The 13,756-nt window shown below is 58.4% G+C and carries 13 protein-coding genes and 1 pseudogene; 7 read left to right on the forward strand and 7 right to left on the reverse strand.

Translation table 11 applies throughout. The annotated features are described in order from the left end of the window. Nucleotides 1–68: 68 nt before the first annotated feature. Entirely contained in the window at nt 69–926 is an 858-nt protein-coding gene (locus H096_RS01490; protein ID WP_033896408.1) for an MIP/aquaporin family protein, read from the reverse strand. 327 nt (nt 927–1,253) lie between these two features. Between H096_RS01490 and ybaK the strand changes: the two genes are divergently transcribed. Then, nucleotides 1,254–1,724, forward strand: a complete 471-nt coding sequence (gene ybaK, locus H096_RS01495) for a Cys-tRNA(Pro) deacylase (protein ID WP_033896409.1) — start codon at nt 1,254–1,256, stop codon at nt 1,722–1,724. 7 nt (nt 1,725–1,731) lie between these two features. Here the strand turns inward: ybaK and H096_RS01500 are convergent, their stop codons facing one another. Continuing rightward, nucleotides 1,732–2,838, reverse strand: coding sequence for an ABC transporter ATP-binding protein (locus tag H096_RS01500; RefSeq protein ID WP_033896410.1), 1,107 nt, complete (start codon nt 2,836–2,838; stop codon nt 1,732–1,734). Next, on the reverse strand, nt 2,835–3,755 hold the full coding sequence (gene argF / locus H096_RS01505) for an ornithine carbamoyltransferase (protein WP_033896411.1): 921 nt from the start codon (nt 3,753–3,755) through the stop codon (nt 2,835–2,837). Before argF ends, H096_RS01500 begins: the two co-directional genes overlap by 4 nt. A 435-nt stretch (nt 3,756–4,190) precedes the next feature. On the opposite strand from argF, the gene H096_RS01510 reads away from it, so the two are divergent. Both H096_RS01510 and grxD read left to right on the forward strand, forming a co-directional pair. Further along, a complete protein-coding gene (locus H096_RS01510) occupies nt 4,191–6,299 on the forward strand; it encodes a molybdopterin oxidoreductase family protein (RefSeq protein WP_033896412.1) in 2,109 nt (702 codons plus the stop codon). A gap of 77 nt (nt 6,300–6,376) precedes the next feature. Then, a complete protein-coding gene (grxD, locus tag H096_RS01515) occupies nt 6,377–6,715 on the forward strand; it encodes a Grx4 family monothiol glutaredoxin (protein WP_033896413.1) in 339 nt (112 codons plus the stop codon). Between the two features lie 69 nt (nt 6,716–6,784). Here grxD and bfr read toward each other — a convergent pair whose 3' ends face one another. Together bfr and H096_RS01525 are read right to left on the reverse strand one after the other, a co-directional pair. After that, complete coding sequence (gene bfr / locus H096_RS01520) at nt 6,785–7,258, reverse strand: bacterioferritin (protein ID WP_033896414.1); 474 nt, start codon at nt 7,256–7,258, stop codon at nt 6,785–6,787. Between the two features lie 200 nt (nt 7,259–7,458). After that, nucleotides 7,459–7,677 (reverse strand): bacterioferritin-associated ferredoxin, encoded by a 219-nt coding sequence (locus H096_RS01525; RefSeq protein WP_010564137.1) that lies wholly within the window; start codon nt 7,675–7,677, stop codon nt 7,459–7,461. Nucleotides 7,678–7,921: 244 nt separating this feature from the next. Here H096_RS01525 and H096_RS01530 point away from each other — a divergent pair, with 244 nt between their 5' ends. Further along, a complete protein-coding gene (locus H096_RS01530) occupies nt 7,922–8,524 on the forward strand; it encodes a peroxiredoxin (protein WP_003172097.1) in 603 nt (200 codons plus the stop codon). 66 nt (nt 8,525–8,590) lie between these two features. Here the strand turns inward: H096_RS01530 and rnt are convergent, their stop codons facing one another. After that, nucleotides 8,591–9,262: a ribonuclease T gene (gene rnt / locus H096_RS01535; RefSeq protein ID WP_010212742.1), complete on the reverse strand. Its 672-nt coding sequence runs from the start codon at nt 9,260–9,262 to the stop codon at nt 8,591–8,593. After that, a complete protein-coding gene (gene pyrC / locus H096_RS01540; protein WP_033896415.1) occupies nt 9,259–10,305 on the reverse strand; it encodes a dihydroorotase in 1,047 nt (348 codons plus the stop codon). Before pyrC ends, rnt begins: the two co-directional genes overlap by 4 nt. A 156-nt stretch (nt 10,306–10,461) precedes the next feature. Between pyrC and H096_RS01545 the strand changes: the two genes are divergently transcribed. The 3 genes and pseudogenes from H096_RS01545 to H096_RS01555 form a co-directional block, all read left to right on the forward strand. Then, nucleotides 10,462–11,370, forward strand: a complete 909-nt coding sequence (locus H096_RS01545; protein ID WP_033896416.1) for an OmpA family protein — start codon at nt 10,462–10,464, stop codon at nt 11,368–11,370. A 129-nt stretch (nt 11,371–11,499) separates the two neighbouring features. Next, entirely contained in the window at nt 11,500–12,717 is a 1,218-nt protein-coding gene (locus tag H096_RS01550; RefSeq protein ID WP_033896417.1) for an argininosuccinate synthase, read from the forward strand. Between the two features lie 625 nt (nt 12,718–13,342). After that, a pseudogene (locus H096_RS01555) lies at nt 13,343–13,711 on the forward strand (response regulator transcription factor); the annotation flags it as partial. Nucleotides 13,712–13,756: the final 45 nt, after the last annotated feature.

Genomic DNA, 13,756 nt, shown 5'->3' on the forward strand with positions numbered 1-13,756 from the left:
TGCCTTGGAAAATAAGAAAATCGGTAATCAGCCTGGGCTACAAAGGGCAGGTGCCCAGGCTGGCGCTATCAGGAAATACGGGTCTTGCCGTTGACAGCCGTGTCAGGTGTTGCTTCATCTATAGCAGGTGCGGCGGTCGGCAGATGGCGGGCAATCAGCCCGCGATAGGCCGCAGCACCGAGGCATGCGCCGACGATCGGCGCGAAAATCGGTACCAGGAAGTAAGGGATATCACGGCCACCAGTGAAAGCCATTTCACCCCAGCCCGCGAAAAAGGTCATCAGCTTGGGCCCGAAATCCCGCGCCGGGTTCATCGCAAAGCCGGTCAACGGGCCCATGGCGCTGCCAATCACCGCGATCAGCAGGCCGATCAGCAGCGGGGCCAACGGGCCGCGTGGCAGGCCGTTGTTGTCATCGGTGAGGGCCATGATCACGCCCATCAGGATCGCGGTGATGACCATTTCCACCAGGAACGCCTGGGCGGTGCTCAGCAGCGCATGGGGGTAGGTGGAGAACACCGACGCCAATTCCAGGCTGGCCTGGGAACCGCGCACCATGTGATGGGTTTGTTCGTAATCGAAAAACAGGTTGCTGTAGAGCGTGTACACCAAGGCCGCCGAGCAAAAGGCACCGGCGATCTGGGCGAGGATATAGAAGGGCAGTTTGCGCTTTTCGAAGTCAGCGAAAATACACAGGGCAATACTGACGGCGGGGTTGAGGTGGGCCCCGGAAATCCCGGCGCTCAGGTAGATCGCCATGCTGACGCCGACCCCCCAGATGATACTGATCTCCCACAAGCCAAAGCTGGCTCCCGCGACCTTGAGCGCAGCGACGCATCCTGTACCGAAGAAGATCAGAAGCGCAGTCCCCAGGAATTCGGCCATGCATTGGCTCGAAAGTGAAGGCTGTTGAAGAGCAGTTGTCATGGAAAACCTCAGTTGTTGTTCTTGTCTGGCGCACAACCTCAACGGATTGTTGCGCGATTTTCACCGTGGCAAGGATCCCCATCCCGGTCACGGCTTACTGCTTGAATGCTGTAGGTCTATTCCTACAGTATTCGGAAACGAAAAAATATAGACAAGAATGACGGCTGTCAAAGGTCGAAAGTGAACCGTCAGTCACTTTCAAACTATTGGTCTGGTGAATGATCACGCTTGTCACATTGTGTGTGCACCTTAAGAGTGGGCGGACTAGAGCGTTTTGTGTGGGCTTGGCCTAGAATTGGCCATCTGTTTGCCACGCCCGGAGACGTCATGACCCCCGCATTGGACCTGTTGAAAAAAGTTCGCGCCGAACATCGTATCCACAGTTATGAACACGACCCCAAGGCGGCGTCCTATGGGCTGGAGGCCGCGGAAAAATTGGGCCTCGACCCGGCGCAGGTGTTCAAGACCTTGTTGGCGAGCAGCGAGAAGGGCGAATTGTTGGTGGCGGTGGTGCCGGTCGTCGGAAGTCTGGACCTGAAGGCTCTGGCTCACGCGGCAGGCGTCAAGAAAGCCGAAATGGCCGACCCGGCGGCGGCGCAGCGTTCAACCGGTTACCTGCTGGGGGGCATCAGCCCGTTGGGGCAAAAGAAACGCCTGCGCACGTTTATCGACGCAACAGCACAACCGTTTGCGACGATTTTTGTGAGTGCGGGGAGAAGAGGCTTGGAAGTTGAACTGCCGGCAGCGGTGCTGGCTGAACATACCCAGGCCAAATTCGCAGAAATTGGCCGGGCATGACAGCGCGTTAGACCGGGCTGTAGCGCCGCACGCCGGATTCGGCTTGAGGGATCTGCGCGGCGGTGCTGCCTGAGGCCTGAAACAACACCAGGTGTTCGGCCGCCACACGGATCCCCACATCCGCGCCGACCAGATGGTCGGCATGGCTCGGGAAAATCGACTCCAATTGCGCGCCGGTCGGCAGTTGCAGGCGATACAAGGTCGACGCGCCGAGGAAGGTCTTGCCGACGATCCGCGCTTTCAACGCGCTGTCCGGTGCGTAGACGATGTCATCCGGGCGCAGCAGCACATCCACCGCGCCGCCGGTCGGCCAGGTGTAGGCGCGGTTGCCGCGCAACTCACCCAGTTCGGTGCTGACCGACTCCGGCGAACTCAATTGGCCACGGATGAAGTAACCCTGGCCGATAAAGCTGGCGACATAGGGCGTCTGCGGTTCGTGATAGAGGTTGTAGGGCGTGTCCCACTGCTCCAGACGACCCTCCTTGAAAACCCCGACTTGGTCGCTGACGGCAAAGGCTTCTTCCTGGTCATGGGTCACCAGAATCGCGCTGGTGCCGCGTGCCTTGAGGATGTCGCGCACCTCGTGGCTGAGCTTGCGGCGCAACTCGCCGTCCAGGTTGGAGAAGGGTTCATCCAGCAGCAACAGGGCCGGCTCCGGCGCCAAAGCGCGGGCGAGGGCGACGCGTTGTTGCTGGCCGCCGGAAAGTTCGTGGGGAAAGCGTTTGCCGAGGTTCTTCAGGTTGACCAGCTCCAGCAACTCAGCCACCACACGATCTTTTTGCAGATGCTTGCGAATGCCGAAGGCAATGTTGTCGGCCACGCTGAGGTGCGGAAACAGTGCGTAGTCCTGGAACACCATGCCGATACGACGTTTCTCCGGAGCCAGTGTGAAACCGGCACTGGAGATCACTTCGCCCGCCAGGCTGATTTCGCCATCGTGCACCGGCTCAAACCCGGCAATCGCACGTAACGTGGTGGTCTTGCCACAACCCGAAGAGCCCAGCAGGCAACCGATGTCGCCGGCATTGAGGTGCAGGTTGAGGTTCTGTACCACCCGTTGATCTTGATAGCCGCATGCCAGATTGCGCAGGTTCAGCAGTAATGGCTGGCTCATGCGTGGTGGTACGACGGCGGGACGAGGAATTCGAGCAGGGCTTTTTGCGCATGCAGGCGGTTTTCAGCCTGGTCCCAGGCGACCGAGCGTGGGTCGTCGAGCAGGTCGGTGCTGATCTCTTCGCCACGGTGGGCCGGCAGGCAATGCATGAACAGCACGTCGGGCGCGGCCAGGTCGAGCAGAGCACGGGTCACCTGGTACGGGGCGAACAGGGCCAGGCGTTTGGCGGTTTCCTCTTCCTGGCCCATGGAGGTCCAGACGTCGGTACTCACCAGGTGTGCGCCGATCATCGCGTCACGCGGGTCGCGCACCAGGGTCACGCGGTCGCCGGCCTGGGCCAGGAAGCGCGCGTCAGGCTCGTAGCCTTCCGGGCAGGCAACGCGCAGTTGGAAGTCGAACTGGATCGCCGCTTCTATATAGCTGTTGCACATGTTGTTGCCGTCGCCGATCCAAGCCACGGTCTTGCCCTGGATCGAGCCGCGGTGTTCAAGGAAGGTTTGCATGTCGGCCAGCAACTGGCACGGGTGCAGGTCGTCGGTCAGGCCGTTGATCACCGGTACGCGGGAGTGGGCGGCAAATTCGGTCACGGTGCTGTGGGCAAAAGTACGGATCATCACGGCGTCGAGCATGCTCGACATCACCTTCGCGCTGTCGGCGATCGGCTCGCCACGGCCCAGTTGGGTGTCGCGCGAGGACAAGAAGATGGCTTGGCCACCCAGTTGGATCATGCCGGCTTCGAATGACACGCGGGTGCGGGTCGACGACTTCTCGAAGATCATGCCGAGTACGCGGTTTTTCAAAGGCTCGAACAGTACGCCGCGGTTACGCAGGTCTTTAAGCTCAATGCCTCGACGGATCACGCTGACCAGCTCTTCGGGCGTGCAATCCATCAGGGAGAGAAAGTGCCTTGCGCTCATCATTAACTACCTTTTTGCAACAGACCGCAGATACTCAAAGCCTTGTTTATTGTGACAACGGGCGAGACCTGCGGCGAAAGCCGCACGGGGCGACGAAATAGGGGAAGGCGCGATCTTATAATTAAATGTCGCGTCTTACCAATAGGGCTACGGTTTTTAAGGGTGTTCAAGAAGGGCGCCAAGGCGCTTTTGAAGACAATTTCCAGACAGCAGCGAGCCATTTGTACACTGGCGCTGAGACCTTTTGCAACGTGCGGAGGCGGGCGCAGGCCAGGCTGCGTCGGTTTCAGAGGCGGTATGCCGGGTTTTGAAACATTTGCTCACGCTTGGCCATGGCCAGGCCTGATGCAGGTCGATTCACGGGACGAACGTTGGTGGCGCCTTTCTCGGTCGCGGCCCATAGTGAGATCAAAGCCCCTATAAAAGAGACTGGCCATGACCAAGACTCTCCACCACCGTGCCTGCCATCTGTGTGAAGCCATTTGTGGCCTGACCCTGGAAACCACCCATGCGGACGACGGCAGCCTGGCGATCACCTCGATCAAGGGCGATGCGCTGGATACGTTCAGCCGTGGGCATATCTGCCCCAAGGCCGTCGCGTTGCAGGATATCCAAAACGATCCCGACCGCTTGCACCAACCCATGTTGCGGGTCGGCAGCGAATGGCAGCCGATTGGTTGGGAAGACGCCTTTGCGCTTGTCGCCGAGCGCCTGTCAGGCATTCAGGCGCGGCACGGGCAGAATGCGGTGGCGGTGTACCAGGGCAACCCCAGCGTGCACAACTATGGGCTGATGACCCACAGCAACTACTTCCTCGGCCAGTTGAAGACGCGCAATCGGTTTTCCGCGACTTCGGTAGACCAGTTGCCCCATCACCTCACCAGCTATCTCATGTATGGCCATGGCCTGTTGTTGCCGATCCCGGACATCGATCACACCGATTTCATGCTGATCCTGGGAGGCAACCCGCTCGCATCCAACGGCAGCATCATGACCGTGCCCGACGTGGAGAAACGCCTCAAGGCGATCCAGGCGCGGGGCGGTAAAGTGGTGGTGGTCGACCCACGGCGCAGTGAAACGGCAGCAATGGCTGACCAGCATCTGTTCGTGCGCCCCGGTGGGGATGCGGCGTTGTTATTCGGGCTGCTCAACACCTTGTTCAGCGAGAACCTGACGCGTGACAGCCATCTACCGATTGAAGGCCTTGAGGAGGTGCGTCGTGCGATCGCCGGGTTTACCGCCGAGGCCATGAGCCGCCAATGTGCGGTGCCTGCCGAGCAGATCCGCCAGTTGGCACGGGACTTTGCTGCAGCCGACAAGGCCGTTTGCTACGGGCGCATGGGTGTGTCGACGCAGGCGTTTGGCACGCTCTGTCATTGGCTGGTGCAGTTGATCAACCTGGTGACCGGCAACCTGGACCGCGTTGGTGGCGCGCTATGTACCACGCCGGCGGTGGACCTGGTGGCGTCGACTGGTGGCGGGCATTTCAATCGCTGGCAGAGTCGGGTGTCCGGGCGTCCGGAGTACGGTGGGGAGTTGCCTGTGTCGGCGTTGGCTGAGGAAATGCTGACCGAGGGCGAAGGACAAATCCGTGCATTGGTGACGGTGGCGGGCAATCCGGTGTTGTCGACGCCCAACGGCCGGCAGTTGGAACAGGCCCTCGATGGGCTGGAGTTCATGGTCAGTATCGACCTCTATATCAACGAAACCACGCGCTATGCCGACCTGATCCTGCCGTCTACGTCGGCGCTGGAAAACGATCATTACGACACCACCTTCAATATGTTCGCGGTGCGTAATGTCACCCGCTTCAATCGGGCGATCTTGCCCAAGCCGGAAGGCGCGTTGCATGACTGGGAGATTTTCGTCGGTCTGGCCAAAGCCTTCGCAGCCCAGAACGGTGTCGCGCTCAAGCCGACGTTGCCTCCGGCGCACATGATTGATTTCGGTCTGCGTGCGGGTGTCTACGGTGATGCATCCAGCCACAAGTTGTCCGTGGCCATGCTGGCGGATCATCCCCACGGCGTCGACCTTGGGCCGCTGCAACCCAACCTTTCAGCGCGTTTGAAAACCGCTGATGGCAAGGTGCAGGCAGCGCCGCCGGTGATCCTCGCCGACCTGGCGCGCTTTGCCGCGCAACCGGTGCCTTTGGCCGACGAACTGCTGTTGATCGGCCGCCGCCATGTGCGCAGTAATAATTCCTGGATGCATAACTATCACCGGCTGGTGAAGGGTAAGCCGCGCCATCAATTGCTGATGCATCCGGATGATCTGGCCAGTCGGCAATTGAGCGATGGCCAGCGGGTCAGGGTCAGTTCGCGCATCGGCATGATCGAAGTGGAAGTCGTGGCCAGCCTGGACATGATGCCCGGTGTGGTCAGCCTGCCCCACGGTTGGGGCCACGGGCGTCCTGGGGTACAGATGACGATAGCCAGTGGGCAGCCAGGGGCGAGCGCCAACGATTTGACCGACGAACGGCAACTGGATGAGCTGTCGGGCAATGCGGCATTGAACGGCGTCCCCGTGCAGGTAGCAGCCGCCTGAGCACTGCGCTGGAATTTTGCGTTACAATGCGCCACCGTGCCGACCTGTGAGTCGCAAAGTTCCAGCCGAGGTGTTCCATGGATATCATCGAAACGATCAAAGAGCAGATTGCCAATAACACCATTCTGCTTTACATGAAGGGCGCGCCAAACGCTCCTCAGTGCGGTTTCTCCGCGAAGGCGTCCCAGGCCATCATGGCGTGCGGCGAGAAATTCGCTTACGTGGATATCCTGCAAAACCCTGAAATCCGCGCCAACCTGCCGAAATACGCCAACTGGCCGACTTTCCCACAGCTGTGGGTGGCCGGTGAGCTGGTCGGCGGTAGCGACATCATCGTTGAGATGGCGGCTGATGGTTCGCTGCAAACGCTGGTCAAAGAAGCAGCAGCCAACGCGGCGGCCAAGACCGACGCTTGATGCGCTTGCAATAAAAAGCCCCGCTTCTCGTGAGAGAGCGGGGCTTTTTTGTACCTGCTTGCTGGGGGCTTATTCTTCGCCCATCTGCGATTGCAGGTAGTTTTCCAGGCTGACTTTGTCGATCAGGCCCAGTTGGGTTTCAAGCCAGTCGATGTGTTCTTCCTGGTCTTCGAGGATGTCTTCCAGCAGTTCGCGGCTACCGAAGTCGCCCTTGGTTTCGCAATGAGCGATGGCGGCCTTGAGGTCGCTGTGGCTCTTGTGTTCGAACTTCAGGTCGCTGCTGATCATTTCCTGGGTGTGCTCGCCGATGTTCAGCTTGCCCAGGTCCTGCACGTTCGGCAGGCCTTCCAGGAACAGGATGCGCTTGATCAGCTTGTCCGCATCTTTCATGGCCTTGATGGATTCTTTGTATTCACGCTTGCCCAGCTTTTCCAGGCCCCAATCGTCATACATGCGCGCATGCAGAAAGTACTGATTGATCGCGACCAGTTCATTGGCAAGGATTTTATTGAGTTGCTGGATGACTGAGATGTCGCCTTTCATGACTGGGGTCCTGCCCTGTAATAGCTGTGTATAAGGCGGAGTTTGAGCGGCGAAATCCCTAGTGTCAAACCTAAGTTATTGAATAATAAATGAAAATTAATCGGAATAAGAATGTTTGTGTTCCGCGTCTTAGCGCTAACTTATTGAATTGCGGGCATAAAAAAACCGGACACTAAGTCCGGTTCTTTAAAACACGCCAATCAGGCGTGTGTAAATTCTGCTGAATAGGGGAGCGCGGCCTGGGCTGTCTGCAGCTGCGTCAGGGTTTCCCGAACCACTTGCTTGGCGAGGCAAGCACATTTACCGCACTGGCTGGCAACGCCGGTGGTTTCACGCACTTCCTTGTAGCTGCAGCAACCTTCATAGATTGCTTCGCGGATTTGTCCGTCGGTGACGCCAGTACAGAGGCACACATACATAAGGGAGAACCGTCGCGGGTTTAAGGCTTAAGTGCGATGGATCTTAATGTTAACGAGAATGATTGTCAAAGTAGATTCGTAGGGTATTTGCTGGCACCGCGCCCGCACTGACGAACGGTTTTTTCAGTGTATGATGGTCGGTCTTCACGAAGCGTGACCGCGTCACAGGGCTGTCGCTTGAATGCGGCAGACTCGGGGCCGGTCCTTTTACTTCAATCGTCACCCCTACATCAGGAGATACCCAATGAGCGTACTCGTCGGCAAACAAGCCCCGGATTTCGACGTCCCAGCCGTCCTCGGCAATGGCGAAATCGTAGACAGCTTCAAACTGTCTGAAGCCATCAAAGGCAAATACGGCCTGGTGTTCTTCTACCCGCTGGACTTCACCTTCGTCTGCCCTTCGGAGCTGATCGCTCTGGACCACCGCATGGACGATTTCAAGGCGCGCAACGTTGAAGTGGTAGCCGTTTCCATCGACTCCCATTTCACCCACAACGCCTGGCGCAACACTGCCATCAATGATGGCGGCATCGGCAAAGTCAAATACACCATGGCTGCCGACATGAAGCACGACATCGCCAAGGCCTACGACGTTGAGTCCGAAGGCGGCGTGGCGTTCCGCGGCGCGTTCCTGATCGACGACAAGGGCGTTGTCCGCTCCCAGATCATCAACGACCTGCCACTGGGTCGTAACATGGAAGAGCTGATCCGCCTGGTCGACGCCCTGCAATTCCACGAAGAGCACGGCGAAGTCTGCCCTGCCAACTGGAAAAAAGGCGACAAAGGCATGAACGCTTCGCCAGAAGGCGTTGCGGCTTACCTGACCGAGAACGCTGGCAAGCTGTAAGCCAGGTTTGAGGTACAAAAAAACCGGCCTGATAAGGCCGGTTTTTTTATGGGCGGGATAATCACCTCAATCGTTGAAGTCTTCCCAGCCGCCCATGTCTTTCCAGCGGTTGACGATGCCGCAGAACAGCTCGGCAGTCTTCTCGGTGTCGTAGCGAGCCGAGTGAGCCTCACGGCCGTCAAAATCGATACCCGCGGCCTGGCAGGCTTTCGCCAACACGGTCTGGCCATACGCCAGGCCGGCGAGGGTGGCCGTGTCGAAGCTGGAGAACGGGTGGAACGGATTGCGCTTCATGTCCAACCGCGCCACGGCGGCGTTCAGGAAGCCCAGGTCGAAGCTGCTGTTGTGGCCGACCAGGATCGCGCGTTTGCAGCCATTGGCCTTCAACGCCTTGCGCACACCACGGAAGATATCGGTCAATGCCGCTTCTTCACTGACCGCCATGCGCAGTGGGTGATCGAGCTTGATGCCGGTGAATTCCAAAGCGGCGGCTTCGATATTCGCGCCTTCAAACGGCTCGACGCGGAAGAAGTGAGTGTGTTCCGGGAACACAAAACCCTGCTCATCCATGCCAATCGTTGTTGCGGCGATTTCCAGCAACGCGTCGGTGGCGCAATTGAAACCACCGGTTTCTACGTCGATGACAACCGGCAGATAGCCGCGGAACCGCTCGGCCATCGGGTGACGGGAGCCGCCGCCACTGTGCTCGTGTTCGTCATCGTAATGGTCTTCACTCACTTGCTTTCCTCCAGCAGGCGCCAGCGCAGTGTTTCACCGGCGCGCAGCGGGATAACAGTCAGCTCGCCAAACGGCAGGCTGGCAGGGGCGGTCCAGTCTTCACGGACCAGGGTGATGCGGTCGGTATTCGTCGGCAGGCCGTAGAAACGCGGGCCGTTGAGGCTGGCGAAACCTTCGAGCTTGTCCAGGGCGTTACGTTGTTCGAACGCTTCGGCATACAACTCGATCGCTGCATAGGCGGTGTAGCAACCGGCACAGCCGCACGCCGCTTCTTTGGCATGCTGGGCGTGAGGCGCCGAGTCGGTGCCGAGGAAGAACTTCGGATTACCGCTGGTCGCCGCATCCAGCAAGGCCACCTGGTGGGTGTTGCGCTTGAGGATCGGCAGGCAATAGAAGTGCGGCCGAATCCCGCCCACCAGCATGTGGTTGCGGTTGTACAGCAAGTGATGCGCGGTGATCGTCGCGCCAACGTTGGCCGAGGCCTCGCTGACGAACTGCACGGCATCGGCGGTGGTGATGTGCTCGAACACCACCTTGAGGGTCGGGAACAGCTCGACCACACGGCGCATATGCTCGTCGATGAAGATCTTCTCGCGGTCGAACACGTCCACGTCACCACGGGTGACTTCGCCGTGGATCAGCAGTGGCATGCCGACTTCGGCCATGGCTTCGATGGCCGGCAGGATCTTGTCGATACTGGTCACGCCGGAGTCGGAGTTGGTGGTCGCGCCGGCCGGGTACAGCTTGGCAGCGTGCACGAAACCGCTGGCCTTGGCCTCACGAATCTCTGCGGGCTGGGTGCGGTCGGTGAGGTAGAGCACCATCAACGGTTCGAAGCGGCTGCCGGCCGGTCGTGCAGCGAGGATACGCTGGCGATAGGCATCGGCTTGCTCGGCATTACGCACCGGAGGTACCAGGTTAGGCATGATGATGGCGCGGCCAAACGTGCGCGCGACATCGGCCACGGTGTGGGGTAACGCAGCACCATCGCGAAGATGAATATGCCAGTCGTCGGGACGCAGCAGGGTCAGGCGGTCGGACATTGGGGATTCCAGGCGGGTCAATCTGGTGGGAATGCTACCGGAAAAGACTCTCTCAGGCACTCGCTATCAAGTTTTGCAGGATGCAACCGATAGCCTTGGGTATGCCTTATCGATGTATGACGCTTTGAAGTGTTGTAGAAACCAGTGGAGCCTCCCGTGCGCCAGCAATATCTAGCCCTGCTCAGTGTGTTCGCCAGCCTGCCTGCGATGGCCCTCACGTTCCAGACGCGTCTGGAGAATATTGAGTGGAAGGTGGAAGGCGACCAATTCGAGTGCCGCCTGACCCAGCCGATCACCGATTTCGGTTCGGGTGAGTTCGTGCGCCGGGCCGGCGAGCAGGCAACGTTTCGTCTGAAGGCCTACAACGGCTCGCTGGGCGCCGGTTCTGCCACCTTGCTGGCCGCCGCTGCACCGTGGCAGCCGGGGCGAGGGGATATCAACCTCGGCGCCGTGCGTGCCGGCAGTGGCGATGTGTTGTTCAACAGCTCCCAGGCCCAGGCCGGGCGTCTGTTCAATGGCTTGCTGGAAGGGCGTAGCCCGACCGTGAGGCACTATGGGCGCGAAGGCGGCTATTCGGAGATCCGCCTGCTGCCGGTCAAGTTCAATAAGGCCTACAACGATTACCAGCTGTGCACCGCCAAGCTGTTGCCGATGAATTACGACCAGGTCAAACAGACCGAAGTCGGCTTTCCCGGTGGCGGAATCGAGCTGGACGCGGCCGCCAAGAAGAAACTCGACGTGATTCTGGCATTCATGAAAGCCGACCCGACCGTCAACCATATCGAATTGAATGGCCATTCGGACAACAGCGGTAATCGTCTGACCAATCGAGACGTTTCGCGCCGTCGCGGCCTGGCGGTCATGGACTACTTCAAGGCCAACGGGATCCCGGAATCGCAGATCACCCTGCGTTTCCACGGTGAAAGCTACCCACTGGCGCCCAACACCAATGCGGCCAACCGGGCGCGCAACCGCCGAGTGAATATCCAGCTTGAACGCGTCGCAGCCCCCGAGAAACCGGCACCTCAGGCCACCAGCCCTAGCAACCCCGCGCACACGTCCTGAGGTGCGACCATCGGTCGCCCGTTCGACATAATCTGTCGCTTTATCTTCATTTGCTGTCGCGCCCCTGTAAATTCGCGGTTTTGGTCGGTAGAATCGACGCCTTTCCGTACAACCCCGTGGAGTGATGGCATGGCCGACGTAAACAAGGTCGTTCTCGCGTATTCCGGCGGCCTGGACACTTCGGTGATCCTCAAGTGGCTGCAGGATACTTATAACTGTGAAGTGGTGACCTTCACCGCTGACCTGGGTCAGGGCGAAGAGGTCGAACCTGCACGTGCCAAGGCGCAAGCCATGGGCGTGAAAGAGATCTACATTGACGACCTGCGCGAAGAGTTCGTCCGCGATTTCGTTTTCCCGATGTTTCGCGCCAACACCGTCTACGAAGGCGAGTACCTGCTGGGTACCTCCATCGCACGTCCGCTGATCGCCAAGCGCCTGATCGAAATCGCCAACGAAACCGGCGCCGACGCCATTTCCCATGGCGCCACCGGCAAAGGCAACGACCAAGTGCGTTTCGAGCTGGGCGCCTACGCCCTCAAGCCAGGCGTGAAAGTGATTGCCCCTTGGCGTGAATGGGACTTGCTGTCCCGTGAAAAGCTGATGGATTACGCTGAAAAGCACGCAATCCCGATTGAGCGCCACGGCAAGAAAAAGTCCCCGTACTCGATGGACGCCAACTTGCTGCACATCTCCTATGAAGGCGGCGTGCTGGAAGACACCTGGACCGAGCACGAAGAAGACATGTGGAAGTGGACCGTCTCCCCGGAGAACGCGCCCGACAAGCCGCAATACCTGGAACTGACCTACCGCAACGGCGACATCGTCGCGCTGGACGGCGTCGAGATGACCCCGGCCACCGTGCTGGCGACCCTGAACCGTATCGGTGGCGAACACGGTGTCGGCCGTCTCGACATCGTCGAGAACCGTTACGTGGGCATGAAGTCCCGTGGCTGCTACGAAACCCCTGGTGGCACCATCATGCTGCGCGCCCACCGCGCGATCGAATCGATCACCCTGGACCGCGAAGTGGCTCACCTCAAAGACGAGCTGATGCCCAAGTACGCCAGCCTGATCTACACCGGCTACTGGTGGAGCCCTGAGCGTCTGATGCTGCAGCAGATGATCGACGCTTCCCAGGTTCACGTTAATGGCGTTGTGCGCCTGAAGCTGTACAAGGGCAACGTGATCGTGACCGGTCGCAAGTCCGATGAGTCGCTGTTCGACGCCAACATCGCCACCTTCGAAGAAGACGGCGGTGCGTACAACCAGGCAGACGCGGCAGGCTTTATCAAGTTGAACGCATTGCGCATGCGCATTGCTGCCAACAAAGGTCGCTCGCTGTTCTAAGTCTCAGCCTGTTGTGAAGAATGGCCCCTTGTTCAAGGGGCCATTTTTTTTGTCCTGTGATTGTGTAGAGATGTTAGATGTTTATAACGATTAAACGACTATGGATGTTTTTCCTCAAAATCTTTATCAGAAATGGGGTTTGAATGAATTGTTGTTGAAAGTTTGTAGGGGGAATGAATTTTTTACATCTATGTAGGAACTGGTCTTACAGATAATTCACTCATACAAGTGCGGAGAAGATACGAAGCGCCGAATAGTCTGTAGGAATTAAGGATGTAAGTGAATATGTTAAATGGAACTAAAGCAGACGGAACGTTCTGGCCGTTTTCCCCTGCAGCAGGTGAGAGGCAAGGGGCATTTCCTGAGAGTCATGTGCGGCACGTTTACCCAAACCCCTATAAGCCACGGATATTTCACTCAAAGTATGTAAGTCCCAGGAAAGGTCTGAAAGGATCCACAAAACCAGATCCCTCCGAGAGGGCGTTTTTTTGTAGGGCAATTCCTTTATCGCTGTGGGGTGGGTCTCTGCTTGCTGTTGCTTGGGGGGTAATGCTATGCCAACTAGGAAACGACTAGGCTATTGTGCTTGCTCTAAATAATTCGAACAGCGAAATTGGACTTTCTTATGAATAAAGTGCTGATCGTGGATGATCATCCCGTCATTCGTCTTGCTGTGCGTATGCTAATGGAACGTCATGGTTATGAGGTCGTTGCCGAGACTGATAACGGTGTCGATGCGTTGCAACTTGCACGGGAGCATATGCCGGACATTGTGATACTGGATATCGGGATTCCCAAACTTGATGGCCTGGAAGTTATTTGCCGGCTGTCTTCTACCAAGCAACCTGCGCCCTTCAAGGTGCTGGTGCTGACGTCCCAGGCCCCGGGTCATTTTTCCATGCGTTGCATGCAAGCGGGGGCTGCCGGCTACGTGTGCAAGCAACAGGACCTCACCGAGCTGCTCAGTGCTATCAAGGCGGTCTTGTCCGGCTACTGCATTTATGCCGACCAAATTATGTAAACAAATCTTGTTAGACCG

Origin of the sequence: Pseudomonas sp. FH1, assembly GCF_000510895.2 — a bacterium.
In the GTDB taxonomy this organism is placed as follows: Bacteria; Pseudomonadota; Gammaproteobacteria; order Pseudomonadales; family Pseudomonadaceae; genus Aquipseudomonas; species Aquipseudomonas azotoformans_A.

Excerpts from the sequence above, each read along its gene's own strand:
- argF (WP_033896411.1), bottom strand. The coding sequence starts at position 3,755 with ATGAGCGCAAGGCACTTTCTCTCCCTGATGGATTGCACGCCCGAAGAG.
- H096_RS01510 (WP_033896412.1), top strand. The coding sequence starts at position 4,191 with ATGACCAAGACTCTCCACCACCGTGCCTGCCATCTGTGTGAAGCCATT.
- bfr (WP_033896414.1), bottom strand. The coding sequence starts at position 7,258 with ATGAAAGGCGACATCTCAGTCATCCAGCAACTCAATAAAATCCTTGCC.
- ybaK (WP_033896409.1), top strand. The coding sequence starts at position 1,254 with ATGACCCCCGCATTGGACCTGTTGAAAAAAGTTCGCGCCGAACATCGT.
- H096_RS01530 (WP_003172097.1), top strand. The coding sequence starts at position 7,922 with ATGAGCGTACTCGTCGGCAAACAAGCCCCGGATTTCGACGTCCCAGCC.
- H096_RS01525 (WP_010564137.1), bottom strand. The coding sequence starts at position 7,677 with ATGTATGTGTGCCTCTGTACTGGCGTCACCGACGGACAAATCCGCGAA.
- pyrC (WP_033896415.1), bottom strand. The coding sequence starts at position 10,305 with ATGTCCGACCGCCTGACCCTGCTGCGTCCCGACGACTGGCATATTCAT.
- grxD (WP_033896413.1), top strand. The coding sequence starts at position 6,377 with ATGGATATCATCGAAACGATCAAAGAGCAGATTGCCAATAACACCATT.
- H096_RS01550 (WP_033896417.1), top strand. The coding sequence starts at position 11,500 with ATGGCCGACGTAAACAAGGTCGTTCTCGCGTATTCCGGCGGCCTGGAC.
- H096_RS01490 (WP_033896408.1), bottom strand. The coding sequence starts at position 926 with ATGACAACTGCTCTTCAACAGCCTTCACTTTCGAGCCAATGCATGGCC.
- H096_RS01500 (WP_033896410.1), bottom strand. The coding sequence starts at position 2,838 with ATGAGCCAGCCATTACTGCTGAACCTGCGCAATCTGGCATGCGGCTAT.